Origin of the sequence: Streptomyces sp. NPDC001137 (genome assembly GCF_040298885.1) — a bacterium.
Taxonomy (GTDB): Bacteria; Actinomycetota; Actinomycetes; order Streptomycetales; family Streptomycetaceae; genus Streptomyces.
The window spans coordinates 18904-40547 of record NZ_JBEPBA010000036.1; the positions used below are offsets into that span (position 1 = coordinate 18904).

Sequence of the window (21644 nt, forward strand, 5' to 3'; positions counted from 1 at the left end):
GAACAACCTGCGCACTACCGGTAGTTGAGCTCGGCGAGCTCGGTGGCGAGCTTCTTCGGCAGGGCCGTGTGGCCGAGCAGCGGGAGCACGGTGTTGCGTGCCCCACGGGCCATCGGGTTGCGCGTGGTGGCGACGCGGGTCATCCGGTGGGTGAAGGCGACCACCCGCTGAGCGACGGGGCGGCGCTGCGCCTCGTAGCCGTCGAGCTGCTCGTCGGCAAAAGCCCGGCCGAGGGCGTAGCCATCCTGGATACCGGTGTTCATCCCCTGCCCACCGGCCGGGCTGTGGACGTGGGCGGCGTCGCCGGCCAGCAACAGGCGGCCGGCACGGTAGTGTTCGGCGACCCGGTGGTGCACGCGGAACCGTGACGACCACGCGAGGTCGGTGACCATGGCCTGGCCGGGGGCGCGTTCGTCGAGCAGCTGCTGGACGAAGTCGATGTCCGGTGTGGCGGGCGCGTCGTCCACGGTGGCGACGACCCGGTAGTGGCCGCCCGGCAGAGGGGCGACGACGGTGAGGCCCGCAGTGCCGAAGGTGAGCGAGACCTCGGCGGGGCCCGGGGCCCAGTCCATCACCACGTCGGCAAGGACGAAGGACTCGGCGTAGGCGCTGCCGGTGAAGCCGATGCCCGCCGCTTCGCGCACGGTGCTGTGCATGCCGTCGGCGCCGACAGCATATGCGGCGCGCAGCGTCTCGCCGGTGGTCATGGTGAGTGTCACGCCGTCCTCGTCCTGCACGACGGAGGCGACCTCGTAGGGGCGGTGCACATCGCCGCCGAGCGCGCGCAGCCGGTCCAGCAGCACGTTCTCGGTCTCGTACTGCGGGACCATGAGCGTGTACGGATGGGGCGTGGCCAGCTGGTCGAACGGCACGGTCAGCAGCCTGCGGGCGCCGTCGCGGACGGCGAACCGGGTGACCTGGACGCCTCGCGCGATCAGCTCCTCGGAGGCTCCCAGCTCGTCCAGGACCTCCAGGGTGCGGGCGTGGACGACGGCGGCACGCGAGGTGTTCGCACCCTCGGCCAGCCGGTCCAGGACGACAAAGTCGATGCCGGCCGAAGCGAGCGTGACCGCGAGAGCGAGTCCGGTCGGGCCGCCGCCCACGATGGCGACCTCCGTGCGGTCAGGGAGTGCGGTGGTGTTCATGTCGTTTTCCTCCAGGACGCGTCAACAGGCGTTTGCCACCGTATGTTGGCCAACGTTCGTTGACATGATGCGCGACGTCATGCTGGAAAGTCAACATACGTTGGCCTACAGTCGTTGACATGACGCACACCGCCAAGATCACCAGTACCGACAGGCGCTCAGACCGCACCAAGGCCGCGATCCTGCGCGCCGCACGCGAACGATTCGCGGCCCAGGGCTACGAACGCACCACCATCCGAGCCGTGGCCTCCGACGCCGGCATCGACCCATCGATGGTCATGCGCTACTTCGGAAACAAGGCCCAGCTCTTCGACGCGACACTCGCCATCGACCTGCGCCTGCCGGACCTCACGGGCGTCCCAGCGAACAGGCTCGCCCAAGCCCTGGTGCGGCACTTCCTCGAACGCTGGGAGGGCGACCCGGCCGACGACGCATTGCTCGTCCTGATGCGATCGGCGGTCACCAACGAGCAGGCCGCGGCACGGATGCACGAGATCTTCGCGGCGCAGGTCGCCCCAACGCTCGCCGCCGCCCTGGGCCCGGCAGTCGCCGCACAGCGCGCGGGCCTGGTCTCCGCGCAACTCCTCGGCCTCGGGCTCACCCGCTACCTGCTGCGCCTCCCGGCAGTGACCACCCTGACACCGGACGAAATCGAAAGGGGCCTGGCCCCAGCCATCCAGGCCGTGCTCGACCCCGAGTAGGGCCGCTCTCCCACCGTCATCGCGCGCTACCGCGAAACGCGCCGGAGGCTGCGGCGGGTGCCCCGAAGGGGCCGAACGGGTCGTCGTGATCACACAGATCCTGCCCGAACTGGATGCGCCTGCTACGTCGTCGCTCTAATCCGGCCTTCAGGAAGAGGAAGGAAGACAGAAGATGTCTCGGAGGCCTGCCGCCTATCGGGACGAGGTCCTTACGTGACCCGGCGACGCTCTGCCGCAGATGCCGTCAGCGGGCTTGGTCAGCGCCCGGGTCAGTTCCCGGTCAGCCGACCGCGCTGCATCAAGTTCCTCGGTCCGCTCAGCGAGCCGGCCTCTCATGTCGGCCAGGTCTTGTTCGAGCAACTGATGTGGCGTTGAAGCTGGTCGATGTCGGCGGACGCGCCAAGGCCGGTTTCCTGCCATGCGGTTTCACCGAGCTCGGACGGACGCTTCTCCATCTGCCGGACCCAGACTGTCAGCCGCCTGTTCCGCTCGAGGGCGTTGGTCAGGAATGCCCGCGGCGAGGCCTGGCCGACGGCCGCGATCCGGCCTTCTTCAGGTGAGGCGGCTGCGGCGTGGACGCGTTCGAGCAGGTCACGGTGGCGGGCGAGGAAGGTGCGGTCAACCCGGTCGGCGCGAGCGAGACCGGAGACGGTGATGTCTCCACGGACGCCCGAGAACCCTGGAAGCGGACGGAGAGCTGGCCCTCATCGGTATGACGGTCCCGGTCATCGTGGCGCTGATCGTCAACGGACCGAACTGGCTCAAGGACGATGGATGGGGCGCCGACGACACCGTAGTCCGGCTCCACCGGGCATTCGTCGTCGGGTCAATCTGGTTCCAAAGCTAGCTTCGCGTGCCGCGGCTTCTGCTCTGCCTCGCGACACCGAGCGCTCGCCGCTGGCGTGCGGTGGCCAGCGGACTGGCGAGCGGAGCCGTCGCCCTGGCCGGGATCGGCGTGCTGCACGCCGACGCTCCCCAGTTGTTCCACGGACTCACCCACCGGGCGCTGCCCCTCGCCCTTCTCAGCACGATCGGCGGTGTCGCGGGCCTCGGCCTGCTGACGCGGCGGCGACACGTCGCGGCCCGGGGAGCGGCTGCGCTGACCGTCGCCGCGATCGTGTGGACATGGGGCGCGGCCCAGTAGCCGGCCATGCTGGTCGGCAGTCTCACCGTGGACCATGCCGCCTCCCAGGCCGCCGTGCTCTGCGCCTGTCTCCTGGCCCTGGCCTGCGGCGCAGTGCTGCTCATACCGGCCCCGTGGCCGCTGTATGGGACCTTCCAGCGGGCACACACTGATGACGTGTCGAACACGCAGGGCCATACGTCCCCACAATGATCTCGCTGCGTGGGCTGCGACTCCCTGACGCGGAAGCTCAGTGGGCTGTGGTGGCCAGGGCCTCCTCGGCCTGGCGGACGCGCCACTCCTCGATCCTCTCCTGCTGCTGCCGAGCTCGTTCGAGCAGCGTGTCGAGCCGGGCCGGGTCCAGACGCGCGTCGACGGCGCTGAGCCGACGCAGGCTCTGCCAGCCGGCCACCTTCCCCTCGACTCCCAGCCGTAGGGCTTCAAGGTCCAGTACGGTGCCGAGCGGGGAGGGGCGTAGCAGGTGGCCGTTGAGCTTCAGCCGTCCCAGCTTCTCGCCCGCCCAGCCCGCGCACACCTTGTAGCGGCGCACGGGGATGCCGAGGTCTCTCATCATGTCCAACAGCGCCTTCCGGTCCTGGACGATCTCGGCCGCTATGGGCTCGATCGCGCGGCCGAGCGCGGAACCGCGGGCGGTTCGCGCCAGGCGGATGGCGCGTTCGGTGCCGGCGGTGGCGCCGGCGAGGTGGTCGTTGAGATAGATGCCGAGCAGCTTCGTGTCGGCGCTTCGTCCGGTGGGGCGGCGCTGGGCGACGCCGGAGTGCGGTAGGACGTTCATCTGCCAGTCTCCTCAGGTTGTGGGGGCCTGTCGGCATGCGTTTGGTGGACCAGCGCGAAGCCGGATGTCACCGGGGTTCGGTCCGGGCCGCGGGGGAGGTAGTAGGTCTGTCTGAGAAAGGCGGCCATGTCCTGCAGAGCCTGTCTGTATCCGGCCTTGTAGTGCGCGTCGACCTCCCTCCGACGGCCTTCGGCCTCCGCCCAGGAGTCGAGGTGCCAGGCGATGAGCAGATGATTGCGGTACGAGGCGCCGTGCCTTCCGCCGAGGGCGGCTCGCGCGTGGTCCTCGGACCAGTCGTCCAGTTCGCTGGTGTCGAAGGCGAGCAGTTCATCGTCTGTCTGCGGCACCGTTTCCCTCCTCGGGTCGGTCTCCGCCGTCACGGGTACCGCAGTAGCTCCCCGGAATGTTCGAATCGTCCAAGTTGCCCCGTGCAACCGGGCACGGACGTCGTACCGGGGCCCGTCCGGGTACCTGGGGGGACGTGAAGATCCGGGAGCCCCGGCAGGCGTCGCGGCCCGGCTCGGAGCACCCGCCGGAGCGAACCATGCCGAAGACCATCAAGGACCGGACCAGCCAGTACCCTGCCCGTCATCAGCCGCTGTGCCAGGACAGCCGCCGAGCTGGGGTTCTGCCCGGTGAACAGGTTGTGGTCCTCCACCGTGTACGGCTCCCAGATCGGGCCGCGACTGAATTCGACCCCGATCTTCTCCTTCAGCTCGTCCTCCAGCAGCCACTGCGCCTTGTCGGCAAGCCCGACAGCCAACTCCTCCTCATTGGTGAAGCCGGTGACCCGGTAGCCCTTGAAGGGCGACTCGCCGTGGATCCTGGTGGCCAGCAGCGCGGAGGGGGCATGGCACACGATCGCCAGTGGCTTTCCGGAGGCGAGCGCCCTTGTTCAACGACTCCATCGCCGTTCGACGCGTTCGGGAACCCCGAAGCCCAACGGGACCTGGTCGCTGCGGTCTTCGCCGACGCGGGATGGGAAGCCCCAGGCATGCTTGCCGCCATGCGCGACACGGATGACCTGTTCTTCGACGCAGTCGGCCAGATCCGCATGCCCCGCTGGTCCAACGGCAGAGTCGCACTGGTGGGCGACGCCACGTACGCACCCTCGTTCCTTACCGGGCAGGGCACCAGCCTCGCGCTCGTCGGCGCGTACATGCTCGCCGGTTCCCTGGCCGACCGGGACCACGCCGCGGGCTTCGCCGCCTACGAACACAACACCCGTGAGTTCGTGACCGTGAACCAGGACCAGGTCGGCAAGGGCGACGCCACACTCTTCCCCACCACCGCCCGCGCCCTGGAGCAGCGCAACGAGATGCTGCGCAATCTCAGTACCGTGTCCTCCACGGAGGGACGACCGGCCCACTCGGCCCTCACCCTGCCCGAACTCATGCCCATGACCTGAGCCCGGGCACGCGCACGGATGACGGGCGTCACCGGCGGTCGGGGCCGTCAGCCTGGATCCGGCACTGGTGACGGGGGGCGCGCTGATCGCGGAGCGCCACTACTCCAGGCCGACCAACTGGGCGCCCCAGAACCACAGTTCAGCAGCAATGGGTCAGGGCTCGACGGTCCGCCACCGCTCCTTCTCTCTGAGTATCCGCCGGATGCCAGCTCCGGCCCGGCTCGGACAAGGTCCTGTCCGAGTCGGGCCGATGATGCCGGTGCCCGTGCCGCACCAGCCGGCGAGCCGCCGACCGGCCGATTCTGTCGCTCGCGCAGGGGACGATGGTCTTCGGCATGTGCTCACCCTTCGGCCAGTTTCGGCTGGCGTTACGTAGAGCTCTACGCGTGGTCATCAGTCACTGCGGACACCCCAAATCACCTGCACACCAGATCAGTTGCTCTGTTATCCGGGATGGTGCAGGGGATCCCGCACCGCCGCACGTGAAGCTCGGTTCTTCCGGGAGGCGTACGCCCTGTTCGCACGCAACCGATCGGGCCGAGTGTTGACGGCCTGACCGGTCCGAGACGCGGACCCGGACCTTATTCGAGACCGGCTCAATTTGCGAGGAAATGCCCCGCTGCCCGGCCGTGCGCACGATGCCCATGGGCTTTTTGAGTCTGCTCGACGGTGAGGTGCACCTGAAGAACTGGCGCGTACTGACCCGGCTCCGCCTCGACGCGAAGTCGGCCATCCCGCTCATCCGCTGATGGAGGGTGGCCCCCGCCGAATGGTGCAGCCGGTCGAGCGAAGGCAACGCGCAGGCCCCCTTGCAGCGTGACCCCCACGCTTCGAACGTTCTCGGTCAGGGTCCGGGTGCCTCTGCGGTGCCTGATCATCCGTCGGCAAGGCGTTGGATGGTGGTACTCAGCCAGGCTTGGAGGTCAGCGGGGTCGCCGAGTTCGGAACGCAGCACCCGGCGGCGGGTCGAAACGCCGAGCACGAAGGCGTCGATCGCTGCGGCCCGGCTGCGGGCCTCCGCATCGTCCAGGCCGCTGCCGCACAGGAAGCGGTGCAGCGGCTCCAGCGAGTTCGTGTCGAGGAAGGCGGCCAGCGCCTCCGCCGCCTCAGGGCGTTCGCCCGACGCGCGTTGCAGCACCAGCAGCGGGTCCTCCCCAGGCGCACCGAACCAGCGCTGGACGATGCTCGCCGCGAGGCGCGCACCCAGCGCGGAACGATCGCCGTCCAAGGCGGTGGAGACCGGGATCTCCACTCTCGTTGCGGCCACGAACAGGCCGTCCTTGCCGCCGAAATAGCGCGTGATGAGGTTGGGCGACACGCCGGCCGCGTCGGCCACGTCCTTGACCGTGACCGCCCCGAACCCCTGCCCGGCGAACAGACGACGCGCATGCTCAAGGATCCGCTGCCTGGTCGCCATCGCGTCACGAAAAGTCATGTGTATGAGCATACACATGATGTGTATGCTCATACACATGACCGATGAACTGCGAGAACGACTCCGGCGGACGCGGCGCGTAGTCACCCCCTGGAGCGACGACGCGACCCGTGGCGTCGGCGGCACTCGCCTCACCGCACTGCTCGACCACTGGGCGAACGGGTACGACTGGGGCGCGCATGAGCGTCGTATCGCCGAGTTCCCTTGGGTGACGGTGCGAGCAGACGACACCGACCTACGGCTGGTCCACCAGCGGTCCGCCAACCCCGGCGCCCCGGTTGTCGTGCTGCTGCATGGCTGGCCGGACTCGGTGCTGCGGTTCGAGCGCGTCCTGCCTCTGCTCACGGACATGCACGTGGTGGTTCCCGCACTGCCGGGTTTCCCGTTCTCGGCCCCACTCACCCTGCCCGGTATGTCAGTCAACCGGATCGCCAGGATCGTCGCGACCGCCCTTGATGAGCTCGGGTACGCCAGGTACACGGTGTCCGGTGGCGACGTGGGTGGCACCGTCGCGGAGATCCTTGCGGCCGAACGACCGGACCGGGTAGCTGCTCTCCACCTCACGAACATCGCGCCTCGGCGCGCGCTCACGGCGGACCCGGCAAAGCTCGCGCCCGACGCGGCGGCCTATCTCGACCAGGCGGCGCAGTGGTTCCGGACCGAAGGCGGGTACATCGCGGAACAGTCGACGCGGCCAAACACACTCGCTGCCGCCCTTGGCGACTCCCCCGCCGGACTTGCAGCGTGGATCGTCGAAAAGCTGGAGTCCTGGTCCGACGAGGCGGCCTTCACCCCGGACGAGCTTCTCACCTGGGTCACCGCCTACTGGGTCACCGGCACGATCGGCACCTCTTTCGCCACCTACGTCGAACCGGTCGCCCTCCCTGACCGGATCGACACGCCGACGGTGCTTTCCGTGTTCCCGCGCGACATCAAACCGGAGCCGCGAAGCTACGCCGAGGCGTTCCTGAACGTTTGCGCTTATGTGGAACACCGCGCCGGGGGCCACTTCGCAGCCTGGGAACAACCCCAGGCTTTCGCAGGCGACGTACACACCGCGGTCGAACTGGGCGTCTGAAACGGAGTCTGCCGACGGCGGCGCCATTGGTCCACTTTTCAGCCGTCGCCGACAGGCGTGGTGGTGAAGGCGCCGCCTGAGCTCTTGCGCCGCAGCTCTCTCCCAGGGAGCTGCGGCGCAAGACTACAAGCCGCCGTGGGCCGAATGCGGCCATGTAAACGGCGTCGCCAGCGACCAAGGGAGCCGGACTGATGCGTCGGGCGACCTGGGTGTCAAACAAACGGGTGTCCCTTTTGCCCGTCCCAGGCCAGCACCCGGCCGCACACCGTAGTCAGATGAACCATCGCGTGATGCCAAGGGCCCGGCGTCCCGAAGCCGGGAGGCCGGGCCCTTACCGGGGCGGGCGTGATCAGGCGGGGTGGATGTTCTCAGCCTGCGGGCCCTTCTGGCCCTGCGTGACGTCGAATTCGACCTTCTGGCCCTCCTGCAGCTCGCGGTAGCCCTGGCTGGCGATGTTGGAGTAGTGGGCGAAGACGTCGGGGCCGCCGCCCTCCTGCTCGATGAAGCCGAAGCCCTTCTCGCTGTTGAACCACTTCACTGTGCCTTTGGCCATGACTGTCTCCTTTGAGGGAAACCGGGCACGCATCCTGCGCGACCGGGAGGTGATCGCCCTGGTCCGGAGAGGTGCTGAACAGCAAGAACGCCCGTGAGGCGATCACGGGCGAACGGAACTTCGGAACCACGACTGCTGATCACAACGCTATAACGGCATGACGGCAGCCGCTAGTCAAAACGCGCCAGCATCCGGCCCGGAAAAGGGCTGGATCGCTCGCCCGTGAGGCTCGGCCGACGGTGATCAAGCAGTTCGCGCCCTTCTTCTGCAACAAGGCTGCGGCGAAGCATGGCCTCTCCCCGCCGCCGACTGTTCTCCGGGTGGGCCCCACCGATCATGCGTGACCTGCCCCTCCCCACACGACGTCACCTTCGACTTCCCGGAACCGGCTCGAGACCGCGGACGAGCCGCCCCCGCGCGACCTCGATGGGGCACCACATCGGCTTCCAGCATGGCGGGCGGGGGCGGCAAGCGATTCTGGGACGCCGCCATCTGTCTGCCCGGCGAAGGAGGCTGCCTTGAGGCCTCTCAGCCCACTTGCTCCTGAGCGCCGAGGACACCCGAGTCTCGACTACTGCGAGTGGACAAGTGCCGAGGCCCGCCGGGAGGCGCCGAACGCCGGAAAACAGGCGACAGACGCACGAGATCTTCTCCCGCACCGGGCGAACGGTTCGGCCAGGGAAGGTGGCATCGCTTTCACCGCTCCCTGTCCCGGGTCGCCGGCGTGATCCGATGGTGCCGAGGCACGCTGCGGGTGCCCCGCTCCGTCGGGAAAAGGAGATCGCACAGGCAGTGGATCATCCTGTCCCGCTCTGCGGGTACCGTCAGGGTATGAGTCATCCACACCCCCAGCTGAAAGCCGCCCCGCCCCTTCCAGAAGGGGGGCTGCGGGTCGTCGCCCTGGGCGGCCTGGGTGAGATCGGCCGCAACATGACCGTCTTCGAGCACGCGGGCAAGCTGCTCATCGTCGACTGCGGCGTGCTGTTCCCCGAGGAGACCCAGCCCGGCGTGGACGTGATCCTGCCGGACTTCACCTCAATCCGGGACCGGCTGGACGACATCGTGGCCGTGGTGCTCACCCACGGCCACGAGGACCACATCGGCGGCGTGCCGTACCTGCTGCGCGAGCGGTCCGACATTCCCCTTGTCGGCTCCAAGCTGACGCTGGCGTTCCTGGAGGCCAAGCTCAAAGAACACGGCATCCGGCCGCGCACGGTGGAGGTGCGGGAGGGCGACCGGCGCGGCTTCGGGCCCTTCGACTGCGAATTCGTGGCGGTCAACCACTCCATCCCCGACAGCCTCGCGGTCGCGATCCGCACCCCGGCCGGGATGGTGCTGCACACCGGCGACTTCAAGATGGACCAGTTCCCTCTCGACGACCGCATCACCGATCTGCGCGCCTTCGCCCGCCTCGGCGAGGAGGGCGTGGACCTGTTCCTCACCGACTCCACGAACGCCGAAGTACCCGGCTTCACCACCTCCGAGCGAGAGCTGAACCCGGCGATCGAGCAGGTGATGCGCACCGCGCCGCGCCGGGTCATCGTCTCCAGCTTCGCCAGCCACGTGCACCGCATCCAGCAGGTCCTGGACGCCGCCCACCAGCACGGCCGCAAGGTTGCCTTCGTCGGCCGCTCCATGGTCCGCAACATGGGCATCGCCCGTGACCTGGGCTATCTGAAGGTCCCCTCCGGTCTGGTCGTGAGCACAAAGGAGCTGGAGAAGCTCCCGGACCACAAGATCACTCTCGTGTGCACCGGCTCCCAGGGCGAACCCATGGCCGCGCTGTCACGGATGGCCAACCGCGACCACCAGATCCGCATCGGAAAGGGCGACACCGTCCTGCTCGCCAGCTCCCTCATCCCCGGCAACGAGAACGCCATCTACCGGGTGATCAACGGACTCACACGGTGGGGCGCCCATGTGGTCCACAAGGGCAACGCCAAGGTGCACGTCTCCGGGCACGCCAGCGCCGGCGAACTCGTCTACTGCTACAACATCGTCAAACCCCGCAACGTCATGCCCGTGCACGGCGAATGGCGCCATCTGCGGGCCAACGGCGACCTCGCCATCCGTACCGGTGTCGACCCCGAACGGGTTGTCATCGCCGAGGACGGCGTCGTCGTCGACCTCGTCGACGGCCGCGCGTCCATCACCGGCAAGGTCCCCGCCGGCAACGTCTACGTGGACGGCATGGAAGTCGGCGGTGCCACCGAGGCGTCCCTCAAAGACCGCCTCACCCTCGCGGAGGAAGGCGTGGTCACGGTGGTGGCGATCGTCGACGCGGACACCGGCGCCCTCGCCGAGGCCCCCGACTTCCTGGCCCGCGGCTTCGTCCACGACGACACCACCTTCGAGCCGGTCATCCCCGTCATCGAGAAGACCCTGGCCACCGCAGCCGAGGAAGGCGTCGGGGACGCGCGCCAACTCGAACAGCTCCTCGCCCGCGCCGTGGCGAACTGGGCGTTCCGCACCCACCGTCGCAAGCCGCTCATCATCCCCGTCATCATCGACGCCTGAGCCGCGGCCCGGCAGCACGGTCCGCGGTTGCGGTGGCGGCCCCGCCACCGCAACCGCGGACAAACCGCGGTCGATTCTCACAGCGGCACAGGGGCACGCAAGGCGCGCGACACCGGCCGCCTACTCTCGGAGAAGGCAGTGCCCTCATCCCGGAATTCCACTTCGGCGGCGGCAACGACCCGAGCCAACCGCATCTGGGCCATTCCCCCAGGCGAGTCCCCCGGCTGCGCCCCGCCCGCAACGCGCGCACGGGCGTGCGCACGCTGCGGGCCGCTGCAAGGGACGGGCGAGTGGACAGCGCGAGTGCCGGTGCAGCGGTTAAATCGCGGGACTCATCGACTCAGCCGCCGCTCTTGCGCCTGAACGACCGCTGGCTCGCAGCCGGGCCGTGCGCCGAACGCACCTTCGACGCATCGGACTTGGCGGCAACATCAGCGGCATCCGCCTGCGCACCGCGCTTGCGCGCCAGGGCTTCGCGGAACTTCCGCTTGAGGTCGTAGTTGCCGTCGCTGTCCGGCTCCAGAGGGGACGTCTCCGGGGCAGCCGGCTCCGAACCTTCCGTAGATACGGGCTCTGCGGTCATGGTGACCTCCTGGGTTCGGGGGGTGGGCAAGCACAGCTTGTCATGCCGGGCGCAGTGCGAGGCGCCGGCAACATCATCCTGCTCCGTTTCGGCGGGCATCCCTCTCGCGCCAAGGGCGTCGACCTCGTAGGTGAGGCACACAGCACGGCTTCGGGCCAGGCTGAGGGTTGTCGATCCCGTGGCCAGGCTGCCAGGGCAACGGCGCTCAGCCGTCGCGACGCACGAGGGCGGCCCTGCGGGCTTCGGCCAGCTTGCGGGCCTCGGCCGCCTTTCGGGACTTGCCGCCGGCGCCGCGGGAGGTGCCCTTGCTGGTGCCGAGGCCGCGGAAGGGAGCGTTGGTGTTCTTGGGTCGGGGGGCGGCGGGCTCGCCGTCGAGCGGGATCCCGGAGGGAGTCTTGGCGCCGGTGATCCGGCTCAGCTCCGCCTCGCCCGAGCGCACCTTGGTGACGGTCGCCTCGATGCCGGCCCCGGCCATCATGCGGCTCGTCTCGCGGCGCTGGCCCGCCAGCACGAGCGTGACCACGCTGCCGGACTCACCGGCGCGGGCGGTGCGGCCCGCCCGGTGCACATAGTCCTTGGCATCGGTGGGCGGGTCGACGTTGACCACGAGATCGAGGTCGTCGACGTGCAGGCCACGGGCCGCGACATTGGTCGCCACCAGAACGGTGATCTGGCTGTTCTTGAACTGCGCCAGGGTCCGTGTGCGCTGCGGCTGGGACTTGCCGCTGTGCAGGGCCCCGGCGTGCACCCCGCTGGCCCGCAGATGCCGGGTGAGCTGGTCGACGGCGTGCTTGGTGTCGAGGAACAGCAGTACGCGGCCGTCGCGGGCGGCGATTTCCGTGATGACGGCGTAGCGGTCAGGGCCGTGGACGACCAGAACGTGGTGCTCCATCGTCGTGACTGTGCCCGCGGCCGGGTCGACCGAGTGGACGATGGGGTCGTGAAGGTAGCGGCGGACCAGTTGATCGACGTCGCGATCGAGAGTGGCCGAGAAAAGCATCCGCTGACCGTCGGGGTGCACCTGGTCGAGCACGTCGGCAACCTGCGGCAGGAATCCCAAGTCGCACATCTGGTCGGCCTCGTCCAGCACGGTGATTCTCACCCGTCCCAGGCGGCAGGCGTTGCGATCGATCAGGTCGTGCAGGCGTCCGGGGGTGGCGACGACCACCTCGGCTCCCTGGCGCAGCGCGGCGATCTGCCGGCCGATCGACGTTCCGCCGACGACCGTGGCGATCCGCAGCCGCAGCGCCTCGGCGTACGGCGCCAGCGCCTGGGTGACCTGTTGGGCCAGCTCCCGGGTGGGCACCAGGATCAGAGCAAGGGGCTGCTTCGGTTCCGCGCGCCGCCCGGCCGTCCGTGCGAGCAGCGGCAGGCCGAAAGCGAGCGTCTTGCCTGATCCGGTGCGCCCGCGTCCCAGGATGTCGCGCCCCTCCAGGGCATCGGGCAGTGTGGCGGCCTGGATCGGAAAGGGTTCGCGCACCCCGAGTTCGCTCAGTGTCCGCAGTATCTCCGTCGGCAGTTCCAGACCGGCGAAGGTGACGGCCGGGAGCGGCGCCGGGGTCGTTGCCCCGGGCTGGGTGGGGCTGCCGTGAGCGATGCCGGGGTGATTGGGATGCTTCATATACAGCCTTCCGCAAGGGAACTTACCGAGGAAGGCCCGGCAGGTCTGAACAGCTCATGCACAAGCCGAGCGGAACAGACAGAATCGCCCACCGCGACGACCACGCAAACGCGTCAGACTAACACACGGCATAACCTCGCGCCGCTCCGCACGGCGATCCAGCTGGCTGACCCGCACCCGCAGCAGGGGTTTTTGGCCCGCCCGGCGCCCCGCTCGTACGGCTCGATGCGTGGCTCGACAGCTCGCCCGCGGGGTGGTGTTGCTGAGTGGCACCCGGCACAGGCCCGGCCCGATGCGGTCCTCGTGGTGCCGGCGAGGACCAGTTCGTTCGTCCGCCAGTCGGGGCGCGCCCCCACACGTCCCCGCTCGCCTCGGCGATGGCTGCGTACCGGCTGCCGGTCTGTGCCGCCCGAAGATCGCCGGCGTACGCCTGGACGCAGGCCGGCGACAGCCGCCAACAGGCCGCCGTGCGCTCGTCGTTCTGGAAGAAGTGACGGGTGCGGGGCGGTGCTCGAAATCCAGGTGCGGATCGGTCTGGAACCTCGTCAGCATGGGCGGATGGAGCAACCGCTTGACGTGCCTGAACTCGTCGCTGATGGATACACGCTTCGGCCTTGGCGTCTTTCGGACCTTCCGCTGGTCCGTGAGGCGTCGGAAGACGACTACATCCCGTTGATCACGACGGTGCCGTCGCCCTATTCCGAGCCAGCGGGCGTCGCGTTCATCGAACGGCAATGGAGCCGGGCGACCACAAGGGCGGGGTATACATTCGTCATCGTGACCTCCGACGATCGATCGGTCGGACAGGTCGGGCTGTGGCTGAGGGACCTGGAACAGGGCCGTGCGTCGCTGGGCTACTGGGTCGTCAAGTCGGCGCGCGGTCAGGGTGCCGCGGTGGCTGCCGTCGACGCAGTGGTCGGCTGGGCCTTGCGTGATCTGCGGATTCCCCGGCTTGAACTGTGGGTGGAGCCGTGGAACACGGCCTCCGTGCGCACTGCCGAGGGTGCTGGGTTCCGACGTGAGGGGCTGCCGATGATCGTGCCGTTGAAAGTGAGCCGGTCGACCATGGCCGCGCAGAGACCAGGATCGGTGAACGTCTTCGTCAAGCCACCGAAGGATTCGTCGGAGGCGATGGCGGCGCTGTTCTTCTCCTCGCGCTCGGTCAGGACCTGGAAGCAGAGCCCGGCGCCGTGCCGGTCGAGTTCCAGGGATCCGAGTTCGTCGATGCGGAGCAGGTCGACGCGGCCGTAGCGGGCGATGGTCTTGTTCAGCTGCTTCTCGTCGGCGGCTTCGACCAGCTCGTTCACCAGCTTCGTGGCGAGTGTGCAGCGGACCCGGTAGCCCTTCATGGCCGCCTCGGTGCCCAGGCGATGAGCAGGTGGGACGTGCCGTACCGGAGTCGCCGATCAGGCAGAGCGGCTGCCACTGGTGGAGTGTCGGTATTCGGGAGTTGCAGTATTCGCCCACAGGGTAAGCAGCCCCTCAACGGACCCGGTCACGTCAGCGGTGACGAGGCGTACAGCTCTCGCCGCACCAGGCGCTGTCTGCGGGGACGCCGGATCAAGCGCCCGATTCCGGACGGGGGACCGTAGGTTGAACACAACGGTCGTCGGCACCTCGCAGACCGCGGCACAGGTGGCGGAATTCGCCGCCTGCCTGCTCTCCACGTCGAAGGATCTGACCCCGCGACCCTCAGAAGGACCATCACACTGTGACTGCCCCCGACTCCTGCCCGATCGGCCAGGGGGCAGCCGAGCCTGCTGGCGTTCAACAACGCATCAGCCGGCTGACCGTCACCCTGGACAGGGCCGTGCTGTTCGTCGTCGGCCCAAGCCGGGCGCCGTCGGCAGGCATCCGATGATCGCCGGGCGCACTGCCTGGCCTTGCCCTATGGGGCGTTGTCCAGCGTCAGGGCGAGCTCGGCGATCCGCCACCTACCGTCGGACCGTCGCAGGCTGAACGTGTAGACCCCGGTCGAGATCATCTGGATGCTCTCGCCGGTGTTCCTCGTCTGCAGCAGATAGGCCCGCACCTCGGCGGTGGCGGCGTCCGTCGTCGTGACCACGACGTTGCCCAGGTGATGCCGCACCCTTCCGGTCTGGGCCGTGTGCCCGTCACGGATGAAGTCGAGCACCGCCGCGCGTCCGGCGACCGGGCCGATCACTCCCTGTCCGGGCATCGTGAAGGTCCAGGTGGTGTCCTCGGTCAGGACCGCTTCCAGCTCGGGCACATTCAGCTCGTCCAGGGCGTGGGCGTAGTGCGCCACCGTCTGCTGGGGTTCGGCGATCACGAGGCCACCGTCAGCACGATCTTGCCTTGGATGTGGCCCTGCGCGGCTCGCGTGTGTGCGCTGCCCGCTTCGGACAGCGGGTAGGTGCTGTCCACCCCGACCTGGAGCTTGCCCTCGTCGAACAGGCGCCCGATCTCGGCGAGCTGGGGGCCGTTGGAACGCACCTGAATGTTCGAGACGGTAATGTCCAGACGCGCCGTCTCTTCCGGGTCGTACTGGGCGAAGAACACCGGAAGCATCGTGCCGCCGCGCTTGAGCACCCTCAGGAAGCGTGCGCTGTCCGGGCCACCGACGGTGTCGATCACCAGGTCGACGCCGCTGACCACGTCCGCGGCCTGCGTCGTGGTGTAATCGATGAACTCATCGGCGCCGAGCTTGCGCAGGAACTGCTCGTGCCGGCTTGAGGCCACCGCCATGACGTGTGCCCCCTTCCATTTCGCCAATTGCACCGCGAAGTGGCCCACTCCCCCAGCGGCCCCGTTGACCAGCACGGTCATCCCTGGCGTGATCGGCACCGGCTGGTGCACCTGGCCGGTGAAGGGAGACGGCACGTCGTGGCCGAGATCAACCAGGAACTGCCAGGCCGTCAGCAGGGCCATCGGCGCCCCGGCCGCCTCAACGTGGTCGATACCGACCGGCTTGTGCGCCAGGTCAGAAACCGGCGCGGCCACGTACTCGGCGTACGTCCGGCCGTCGAATCCGGGGAACCGCAGCATGCCGAAGACCTCGTCACCAACGGCGAACCCCCGCACGTCCGGAGCGACCGCCTCGACCACGCCCGACATGTCCGTTCCGGGGATCAGGGGGAACTCCAGCACCGGCCTCATCTCGGCCGGCATGACCTTCATTCCCTCACGCAGGTACCAGTCCGGCGGGTTGATGCCCGCCGCGTGCACCCGCACGAGCACCTCGCCCGGACCGATCTCGGGAACCGACACCTCGACGTACCGCAGAACTTCCGGCCCGCCCGCTTCGTGGAACTGGATCGCCTTCATCGCGCCTGCCGCTTTCTCGGGGAAACATTGCTCCTTCAGTCAAAGCCCGGGACGACAGGGCCGTCCAAGACCGGTTCGGCAACCAGATCATTCCGAAACGGCATGACGCGTACCCTGCAAGGGTGAACGATCTCGGACAGGACCTGGAACTGCGGCTGGTGCGCTACTTCACCGTGGTGGCGGCGCACCAGCACTTCGGCCGGGCCGCAGCCGACCTGCACGTGGCCCAGCCGGCGCTGAGCCGCCAGATCCAGCGACTCGAGAAATATCTCGGCACACGACTGCTGGACCGCACCCCGCAGGGCACCCGGCTCACTCCGGCCGGCCAGACATTCCTCCCCCGGGCCCAAGCCCTGCTGCAGGCCGCCCGCCAGGCCGAACTGGCCGTCCGTGAACAAGCCCGGACCGAACGAATCACCATCGGCTACGTCGAAGACCTGGTGATCACCGCCGCCGTGCGGGAACTGCGCCACCGTCACCCCAACGCTGAGATCGCCACCCGGCATCTGAACTGCCGCGACGTCGGCGCACTGTCCGACAAGCGCGTCGACGCCCTGATCGCGCGGGCCCCGCTGCCCCTCGCCGCCGACGACATGTTCACCACCCCGCTGTACGCAGAGCCCCGGATGCTCGTGGTCCCGAGCGGCCATCCCTTGGCCGACCGCGCGTCGGTGACCGCGGAAGAACTGGCCGGGGAGGAGGCGGCGCCGTGCGCGTTCGAGACCGCGGACTGGGCTTCCTACCGGATCCTCGGGGCCGGCGTGCCGCCGATCGAGAGCTACGAGGACAAGCTCGAACTCGTCGCGAGTGGCAGGGCGATCGCCGTGCTACCGGTCGGCGATCGGCGTAGCTCACTGCGTCCCGACCTCGTCACCATCCCCATCGAGGGTGCTCCCCCCAGCCAGGTCGTCCTGGTCAGCCGCAAGGGCGACCGGAATCCGTTGATCAGGAATCTCCGGCTGGCCGCCAAAACCGTCCTGACCGCCACGGCAGCCTGACCGAGACCAGCCGACCCGCTTGGCTTCCCTCCTTGATCCACTCGCAGCAGCTGAGGTGTTCACGGTGGCCGGGTCGATGATGGGGTGGGCGTCCTGCCATCAGCAGTTCAGGGAGGAAGCCGCGGTAGGTCATCTGGTCCTTGGCCGCCCTGTCGGCGGTCTCGGCGAACTCGTGGCGGATCGACGGCAGCCGCAGCAGACGGCAGGCGGTGTCGAGGGCGGTGGTAGCGGCCTGCTCGGACGGGAGCGTACGGCGCTGATTCCACCCCTCGGCGGAGGCGATCGCCGAGGTCACCAGCCTGCTCGCGCCCGGAGACAGAAGACGCTGAGGTCCTAGCCAAGGCTGGAGCGGACAACCGAAACTCGTCGACTTCACCTATGCGGCGGGGTTCGTGGACAGGAGCCGGGCGAGCCAGGCGGTGCGGGTCCGGCGGGCTGTGGCCGAGATGGGTGCCTGCGGGTACAGGGCGTCGAATCCGTGGAAGCCGCCTGCCCAGACGTGGAGTTCGGCCTGGCCGCCGGCCGCCCAGATGCGGGTGGCGTAGTCGGTGTCCTCGTCGCGGAAGACTTCGGCGGAGCCGGTGTCGATGTAGGTGGTCGGCAGGCCCGCAAGGTCGTCGGCCAGGACGGGTGAGACGTATGCGGGTACCTCGTCGTCGGTGAGGTCGCCGAGGAGACAGCGCCATCCGAATCCGTTCATCTCGCGGGTCCAGACGCCGGGCCCGTTCGAGTACTGGAGGCTGGAGGTGGTGGTGTTGCGGTGGTCGAGCATGGGGCCGATCAGGACTTGGGCGGCGATCGTCGGGGTGCCGAGGTCGCGGGCCAGCAGGGTGACGCCGGCGGCGAGGCCGCCGCCCGCGCTGGCGCCGGCGACGATGATCCGGGCGGGGTCGATGCCCAGTTCGGCGGCGTGGTCGGCGATCCAGAGCAGTCCCTGGTAGCAGTCGTCGACCGGGATGGTGCCGGTGGACTCGGGCGCGAGCCGGTAGTCGGCGGAGACCACGACGGCGCCGAACTCGCCGAGCCACTCCAGCGGGATGTCGATCTGTGAGAAGCGGTCGCCCATGACCATCCCGCCGCCGTGCATCCAGTAGACGCAGGGTGCGGCGGCGGTCCGATCGCGGTTCACGGGGCTGAAGACGGACAAGGGGATCGGGGTACCGTCCGGACTCGCAACGGTGAGCTCGTGCCGGTCGATACCGCGACCTTCTAGGAGGGGTTCGACGGGCATCGAGGAGAAGGGGCGTACCTGCGCCAGCACTTCCGGGCTGAGCTGGGACATCAGCGGCATGTCGGCCAGGAGTTCATGCAGTTCGGGGTCGAGTGAGGGGCGTGCTGTGGTCATGGTGATGCCTCTCGTGGGTGGCGGCGGGGCGGTCGGGCGAGGACGGGGGCCACCTCGGTGGGCACCGAGGCGGCAGAGGCCGGGGGTTGGGGTTTCGGCGAGTCAGAGGGCGGATTTGCCGCGGACCGGAACGTAGTCGGTGTACTCGGAGTCCTTGGCGAGCAGCGGGTCGATCTGCGCCACGATGGCCTGAGCGGTCTTTCCGGCGAAGACGCGGTGGTGGTCCTTCTCGCTGGTCCAGCCTTCGGCGACGTGGACGACGTCGGGGTCGGACGCGGAGCGGGAGACGAGGTAGACGAGGCAGTATTCGCTGGCGCCGGGGCTGCCCTCGTTCAGTCCGGTCAGCAGCAGGTCGACGAGCTGGTCGCCCATACCGGGCCTGGCAGTCAGGGTGGCGCTGAAGCCGTAGTGGGCAATCATGGATTCCCTCTCTTCCTCTTCGGTGATGGAGTGGGGTGATTCCATTCAAGCGGGTTGACCTGCGGAAACGTTAGACCGATACTCGTTCGTACTTGCACGATCCTCGCGACTTTGGGAACCGCTGCGCGGAATGGTGCTGCAATGGACGCATGTACCTCGAAGAACTCCGCACCCTGCTGGCCCGCCATGCGCGGCCCGACTGGACCACCGCTGTCAACGGCGTCCTCATCTCGAAGGTCGACCGCCCTGATCCGCCGGCGCCTTCGATGTCCGGCACGGTCCTGGCGGTCATCGCACAGGGCGCCAAACGCCTCGCCCTGGGTGAGAGGGTGTTCGAGTACGGGCCCGGGCAATATCTGGTCGCATCCGTCGATCTGCCTGTCACAGGGCAGTTCACCCAGGCCGACCCCAAGCAGCCGGCGCTGGGGTTCGGTCTCGTCCTGGAACCGTCCGCCGTTGCCGAGCTGCTGCTTGAGGCCGGGCCCGGAGACGCACCCCGGAGCAGCGGGGGCGCGCCGTCGGGGATCGCCGTCAGTGACGCTCCGGCCGCGCTGCTGGACGCGGTGGTCCGGCTGTTGCGCCTGCTCGACGAGCCCCGCGACCGGGCCGTACTGGCCCCGCTGGTCAAGCGCGAGATCCTGTGGCGTCTGATCACCGGCGAGCAGGGTGCGACGGTCCGCCAGCTCGGCCTGGCCGACAGCAGCCTCAGCCACATCTCGCGGGCCGTGCGCTGGATCCGCGAGCACTACGCGCAGCCCTTCCGGGTCGAGGACGTGGCGCGGCAGTCCGGCATGGGCGTCTCCGCCTTCTACCGCAACTTCCAAGCGGTGACCGCGATGAGCCCCATCCAGTTCCAGAAGCAGATCCGGCTCCAGGAGGCCCGGCTGCTGCTCGCCACCCACCCCGGAGACGTCACCGGGGTCGGCCACCGCGTCGGCTACGACAACCCGTCGCAGTTCAGCCGGGAATACCGCCGCCAGTTCGGCGCGCCCCCCAGCCAGGACGCCGCCCGCCTGCGTCAGGCCGTGCGTGCACCGGCAGGTCTCCTGCCCTGAGCCGGGTGGGCTTTACTGGAGGATCGTGCAAGGAGTAGCGAGGATAGTTCTACTATCTCCGCAGGTCAGAACGATTCAATGGGATCACCGGTTCTCCCGTGGAGCAGGAAAATACCTGTCCACCCGTATGGATCCCACCACCTCATCAAAGGGGCACAACATGAAGACAGTTCTGATCACTGGTACCTCATCCGGGTACGGGCGGGAGACCGCCCTCCACTTCCACTCGCAGGGGTGGAACGTCATCGCCACGATGCGGACGCCGCGTCCAGGCGTCCTGCCTGAGTCGGACCGCCTCCGCGTCATCGAGCTCGACGTGACCAGGCCCGAGAGCATCACCGCCGCGTTCGAGGCAGCCGGGCCCATCGATGTCCTGGTCAACAACGCGGGCGTCCCCTCGATCAGCGTGTTCGAGGGAACCCCCATGGCCCGAGTGCGGGAGGTCTTCGAGACCAACACGTTCGGCGTGATGGCGACGACGCAGGCAGTGCTGCCCCAGTTCCGCGAGCGCGGCTCCGGTGTAGTGGTCAACGTGACATCCAGCGTGGTGCTGGGCCACATGCCGCTCTCGGCCGTCTACAAGGCGAGCAAGATGGCCATCGAGGGCTTCACCGCATCCCTCGCGCTCGAGCTCGCGCCCTTCGGTGTACAGGCGAAGACGGTCCAGCCGGGCGCCTGCCTGACGACGAACTTCGCGGCCAACGCGACGAAGGGCGCCTCGCTGGACGAGCTGGTCCCGGCGCCCTACGCACCATGGGCGAAGAAGGCCATGGGCGACTTCACGGGCCAGGACCTGTTCACCAAAAAGAGCGACGTCGCCGAGACAGTGTGGCGAGCCGTGCACGACACGACCGGCCAGCTGCGATTCCCCGCCGGCCCCGACGCGGTCTCGCTCTCCCAGGCGAAGTGATCAGCCAGCAGGCAAGGCCACGCCGCACTCACACCAGGAGCCGGCCCCGCGCCCACGCACCGGGTCGGCTCGCCGTCCGGCGCTCACCCCGAGCGCCGGGACGTGACCGGCGCACTGATCTGCCTGGCCGGCACGGCCGTGATCATGGGGGTGCCGAGGGGCCCATGAACCGCCCTCAGGACGGCTCGTCGGGCAGCAGCCCCAGCTGCCCCAGGAACTCCATCTCATCGAAGTAGAGCCGGTAGTCCGCGATCCGCCCGTCCTCGTCGACGGTGGCCAGGTCCACCCCTCGGATCCTGACCTCCTTCTGCGTCGGAGGCAGCGTGTCCCCCGAGGGCAGCTGGATCGGCCCGGTGTTCCGGCCGCTGAAGAACCCCTCGTCTATCGCCGTGTTCCCGATCTCGTACGAGTGCACCGACTCGTACGACCCCTCCGGGATCGCGTCCGTCATCTGACGCCAGTACTCGGCAATGCTGTCGCGCCCGTGGATCTCCCCGCCGTCAGGGGTGAACGCGACCGCATCCGCTGCGTAGAGCTCACCGATGGTCTTCGGGTCCGCGTGCGTGGTGACCGCTTCCGTGAGCCGGTCCATGACCTCACGTGCCTGCCCCATGATTCACCTCCCGAGCTGAAGGATCACCCATCCCATCGTCCCACCGGAGCCCCGCCGA

Annotated in this window: 21 protein-coding genes and 5 pseudogenes; 11 read left to right on the forward strand and 15 right to left on the reverse strand. The window is 68.7% G+C overall.

Annotation, left to right across the window (positions count from 1 at the left end):
• Positions 1-14: 14 nt before the first annotated feature.
• Positions 15-1145 (reverse strand): FAD-dependent oxidoreductase, encoded by a 1131-nt coding sequence (locus ABT254_RS42445; protein ID WP_351482954.1) that lies wholly within the window; start codon positions 1143-1145, stop codon positions 15-17.
• Between the two features lie 119 nt (positions 1146-1264).
• On the opposite strand from ABT254_RS42445, the gene ABT254_RS42450 reads away from it, so the two are divergent.
• The 3 genes from ABT254_RS42450 (at position 1265) to ABT254_RS42460 (ending at position 2990) form a co-directional block, all read left to right on the forward strand.
• Positions 1265-1846 carry a TetR/AcrR family transcriptional regulator gene (locus ABT254_RS42450; protein ID WP_351482955.1) on the forward strand — a complete coding sequence of 194 codons (582 nt, stop codon included), beginning with the start codon at positions 1265-1267 and terminating at the stop codon, positions 1844-1846.
• 572 nt (positions 1847-2418) lie between these two features.
• Positions 2419-2562: a hypothetical protein gene (locus tag ABT254_RS42455; RefSeq protein ID WP_351482956.1), complete on the forward strand. Its 144-nt coding sequence runs from the start codon at positions 2419-2421 to the stop codon at positions 2560-2562.
• Between the two features lie 137 nt (positions 2563-2699).
• Complete coding sequence (locus tag ABT254_RS42460) at positions 2700-2990, forward strand: hypothetical protein (RefSeq protein ID WP_351482957.1); 291 nt, start codon at positions 2700-2702, stop codon at positions 2988-2990.
• Positions 2991-3219: 229 nt separating this feature from the next.
• Here ABT254_RS42460 and ABT254_RS42465 read toward each other — a convergent pair whose 3' ends face one another.
• From ABT254_RS42465 to ABT254_RS42475, 3 genes are read right to left on the reverse strand one after another with little or no spacing between them, the layout of a single operon-like run.
• A complete protein-coding gene (locus tag ABT254_RS42465; protein ID WP_351482959.1) occupies positions 3220-3765 on the reverse strand; it encodes a hypothetical protein in 546 nt (181 codons plus the stop codon).
• The gene (locus ABT254_RS42470) at positions 3762-4112 is read right to left on the reverse strand and encodes a hypothetical protein (RefSeq protein WP_351482961.1); all 351 of its coding nucleotides are present in this window, start codon (positions 4110-4112) and stop codon (positions 3762-3764) included. Before ABT254_RS42470 ends, ABT254_RS42465 begins: the two co-directional genes overlap by 4 nt.
• A gap of 29 nt (positions 4113-4141) precedes the next feature.
• Positions 4142-4624 (reverse strand): type 1 glutamine amidotransferase family protein, encoded by a 483-nt coding sequence (locus ABT254_RS42475; protein WP_351483037.1) that lies wholly within the window; start codon positions 4622-4624, stop codon positions 4142-4144.
• Positions 4625-4675: 51 nt separating this feature from the next.
• Here ABT254_RS42475 and ABT254_RS42480 point away from each other — a divergent pair.
• A pseudogene (locus ABT254_RS42480) lies at positions 4676-5173 on the forward strand (Rossmann-fold NAD(P)-binding domain-containing protein); the annotation flags it as partial.
• A gap of 874 nt (positions 5174-6047) precedes the next feature.
• On the opposite strand, the gene ABT254_RS42485 reads toward ABT254_RS42480, so the two are convergent.
• Complete coding sequence (locus ABT254_RS42485) at positions 6048-6608, reverse strand: TetR/AcrR family transcriptional regulator (protein ID WP_351482963.1); 561 nt, start codon at positions 6606-6608, stop codon at positions 6048-6050.
• 37 nt (positions 6609-6645) lie between these two features.
• Between ABT254_RS42485 and ABT254_RS42490 the strand changes: the two genes are divergently transcribed.
• Positions 6646-7686, forward strand: coding sequence for an epoxide hydrolase family protein (locus tag ABT254_RS42490; protein ID WP_351482964.1), 1041 nt, complete (start codon positions 6646-6648; stop codon positions 7684-7686).
• A gap of 349 nt (positions 7687-8035) precedes the next feature.
• Here ABT254_RS42490 and ABT254_RS42495 read toward each other — a convergent pair whose 3' ends face one another.
• Positions 8036-8239, reverse strand: coding sequence for a cold-shock protein (locus tag ABT254_RS42495; RefSeq protein WP_351482966.1), 204 nt, complete (start codon positions 8237-8239; stop codon positions 8036-8038).
• An 831-nt stretch (positions 8240-9070) separates the two neighbouring features.
• On the opposite strand from ABT254_RS42495, the gene ABT254_RS42500 reads away from it, so the two are divergent.
• A complete protein-coding gene (locus tag ABT254_RS42500; RefSeq protein ID WP_351482968.1) occupies positions 9071-10756 on the forward strand; it encodes a ribonuclease J in 1686 nt (561 codons plus the stop codon).
• Between the two features lie 340 nt (positions 10757-11096).
• Here the strand turns inward: ABT254_RS42500 and ABT254_RS42505 are convergent, their stop codons facing one another.
• Both ABT254_RS42505 and ABT254_RS42510 read right to left on the reverse strand, forming a co-directional pair.
• Positions 11097-11339 carry a DUF5302 domain-containing protein gene (locus ABT254_RS42505; protein WP_053663526.1) on the reverse strand — a complete coding sequence of 81 codons (243 nt, stop codon included), beginning with the start codon at positions 11337-11339 and terminating at the stop codon, positions 11097-11099.
• Positions 11340-11544: 205 nt separating this feature from the next.
• Positions 11545-12960 carry a DEAD/DEAH box helicase gene (locus tag ABT254_RS42510; RefSeq protein ID WP_351482969.1) on the reverse strand — a complete coding sequence of 472 codons (1416 nt, stop codon included), beginning with the start codon at positions 12958-12960 and terminating at the stop codon, positions 11545-11547.
• Positions 12961-13518: 558 nt separating this feature from the next.
• Here ABT254_RS42510 and ABT254_RS42515 point away from each other — a divergent pair.
• Positions 13519-13917: pseudogene (locus tag ABT254_RS42515) on the forward strand (GNAT family N-acetyltransferase); the annotation flags it as partial.
• A 74-nt stretch (positions 13918-13991) separates the two neighbouring features.
• Here the strand turns inward: ABT254_RS42515 and ABT254_RS42520 are convergent.
• The 3 genes and pseudogenes from ABT254_RS42520 to ABT254_RS42535 all read right to left on the reverse strand — a co-directional run.
• Positions 13992-14382 (reverse strand): annotated as a pseudogene (locus tag ABT254_RS42520) (ATP-binding protein); the annotation flags it as partial.
• Between the two features lie 466 nt (positions 14383-14848).
• Positions 14849-15250 carry a nuclear transport factor 2 family protein gene (locus ABT254_RS42530; RefSeq protein ID WP_351482971.1) on the reverse strand — a complete coding sequence of 134 codons (402 nt, stop codon included), beginning with the start codon at positions 15248-15250 and terminating at the stop codon, positions 14849-14851.
• Positions 15247-16245, reverse strand: coding sequence for an NADP-dependent oxidoreductase (locus ABT254_RS42535; protein WP_351482973.1), 999 nt, complete (start codon positions 16243-16245; stop codon positions 15247-15249). The genes ABT254_RS42530 and ABT254_RS42535 overlap by 4 nt, the downstream gene beginning before the upstream one ends.
• 122 nt (positions 16246-16367) lie before the next feature.
• Here ABT254_RS42535 and ABT254_RS42540 point away from each other — a divergent pair, with 122 nt between their 5' ends.
• The gene (locus ABT254_RS42540; protein ID WP_351482974.1) at positions 16368-17243 is read left to right on the forward strand and encodes a LysR family transcriptional regulator; all 876 of its coding nucleotides are present in this window, start codon (positions 16368-16370) and stop codon (positions 17241-17243) included.
• A 97-nt stretch (positions 17244-17340) separates the two neighbouring features.
• Here ABT254_RS42540 and ABT254_RS46620 read toward each other — a convergent pair.
• The 3 genes and pseudogenes from ABT254_RS46620 to ABT254_RS42555 form a co-directional block, all read right to left on the reverse strand.
• Positions 17341-17526 (reverse strand): annotated as a pseudogene (locus ABT254_RS46620) (hypothetical protein); the annotation flags it as partial.
• A 93-nt stretch (positions 17527-17619) separates the two neighbouring features.
• Complete coding sequence (locus ABT254_RS42550; protein WP_351482976.1) at positions 17620-18588, reverse strand: alpha/beta hydrolase; 969 nt, start codon at positions 18586-18588, stop codon at positions 17620-17622.
• Positions 18589-18690: 102 nt separating this feature from the next.
• Entirely contained in the window at positions 18691-19008 is a 318-nt protein-coding gene (locus ABT254_RS42555) for a putative quinol monooxygenase (RefSeq protein ID WP_351482978.1), read from the reverse strand.
• A gap of 149 nt (positions 19009-19157) precedes the next feature.
• Between ABT254_RS42555 and ABT254_RS42560 the strand changes: the two genes are divergently transcribed.
• The 3 genes and pseudogenes from ABT254_RS42560 to ABT254_RS46625 all read left to right on the forward strand — a co-directional run.
• Entirely contained in the window at positions 19158-20063 is a 906-nt protein-coding gene (locus ABT254_RS42560) for an AraC family transcriptional regulator (protein WP_351482980.1), read from the forward strand.
• A gap of 160 nt (positions 20064-20223) precedes the next feature.
• On the forward strand, positions 20224-20973 hold the full coding sequence (locus tag ABT254_RS42565; protein WP_351482982.1) for an SDR family oxidoreductase: 750 nt from the start codon (positions 20224-20226) through the stop codon (positions 20971-20973).
• A 78-nt stretch (positions 20974-21051) separates the two neighbouring features.
• Positions 21052-21141: pseudogene (locus ABT254_RS46625) on the forward strand (YnfA family protein); the annotation flags it as partial.
• Positions 21142-21148: 7 nt separating this feature from the next.
• Here ABT254_RS46625 and ABT254_RS42570 read toward each other — a convergent pair.
• Positions 21149-21586, reverse strand: a complete 438-nt coding sequence (locus tag ABT254_RS42570; RefSeq protein ID WP_351482983.1) for an ester cyclase — start codon at positions 21584-21586, stop codon at positions 21149-21151.
• Positions 21587-21644: the final 58 nt, after the last annotated feature.

Excerpts from the sequence above, each read along its gene's own strand:
- ABT254_RS42490 (WP_351482964.1), top strand. The coding sequence starts at position 6,646 with ATGACCGATGAACTGCGAGAACGACTCCGGCGGACGCGGCGCGTAGTC.
- ABT254_RS42465 (WP_351482959.1), bottom strand. The coding sequence starts at position 3,765 with ATGAACGTCCTACCGCACTCCGGCGTCGCCCAGCGCCGCCCCACCGGA.
- ABT254_RS42510 (WP_351482969.1), bottom strand. The coding sequence starts at position 12,960 with ATGAAGCATCCCAATCACCCCGGCATCGCTCACGGCAGCCCCACCCAG.
- ABT254_RS42555 (WP_351482978.1), bottom strand. The coding sequence starts at position 19,008 with ATGATTGCCCACTACGGCTTCAGCGCCACCCTGACTGCCAGGCCCGGT.
- ABT254_RS42560 (WP_351482980.1), top strand. The coding sequence starts at position 19,158 with ATGTACCTCGAAGAACTCCGCACCCTGCTGGCCCGCCATGCGCGGCCC.
- ABT254_RS42495 (WP_351482966.1), bottom strand. The coding sequence starts at position 8,239 with ATGGCCAAAGGCACAGTGAAGTGGTTCAACAGCGAGAAGGGCTTCGGC.
- ABT254_RS42500 (WP_351482968.1), top strand. The coding sequence starts at position 9,071 with ATGAGTCATCCACACCCCCAGCTGAAAGCCGCCCCGCCCCTTCCAGAA.
- ABT254_RS42570 (WP_351482983.1), bottom strand. The coding sequence starts at position 21,586 with ATGGGGCAGGCACGTGAGGTCATGGACCGGCTCACGGAAGCGGTCACC.
- ABT254_RS42450 (WP_351482955.1), top strand. The coding sequence starts at position 1,265 with ATGACGCACACCGCCAAGATCACCAGTACCGACAGGCGCTCAGACCGC.
- ABT254_RS42550 (WP_351482976.1), bottom strand. The coding sequence starts at position 18,588 with ATGACCACAGCACGCCCCTCACTCGACCCCGAACTGCATGAACTCCTG.
- ABT254_RS42445 (WP_351482954.1), bottom strand. The coding sequence starts at position 1,145 with ATGAACACCACCGCACTCCCTGACCGCACGGAGGTCGCCATCGTGGGC.
- ABT254_RS42565 (WP_351482982.1), top strand. The coding sequence starts at position 20,224 with ATGAAGACAGTTCTGATCACTGGTACCTCATCCGGGTACGGGCGGGAG.
- ABT254_RS42535 (WP_351482973.1), bottom strand. The coding sequence starts at position 16,245 with ATGAAGGCGATCCAGTTCCACGAAGCGGGCGGGCCGGAAGTTCTGCGG.
- ABT254_RS42505 (WP_053663526.1), bottom strand. The coding sequence starts at position 11,339 with ATGACCGCAGAGCCCGTATCTACGGAAGGTTCGGAGCCGGCTGCCCCG.
- ABT254_RS42485 (WP_351482963.1), bottom strand. The coding sequence starts at position 6,608 with ATGACTTTTCGTGACGCGATGGCGACCAGGCAGCGGATCCTTGAGCAT.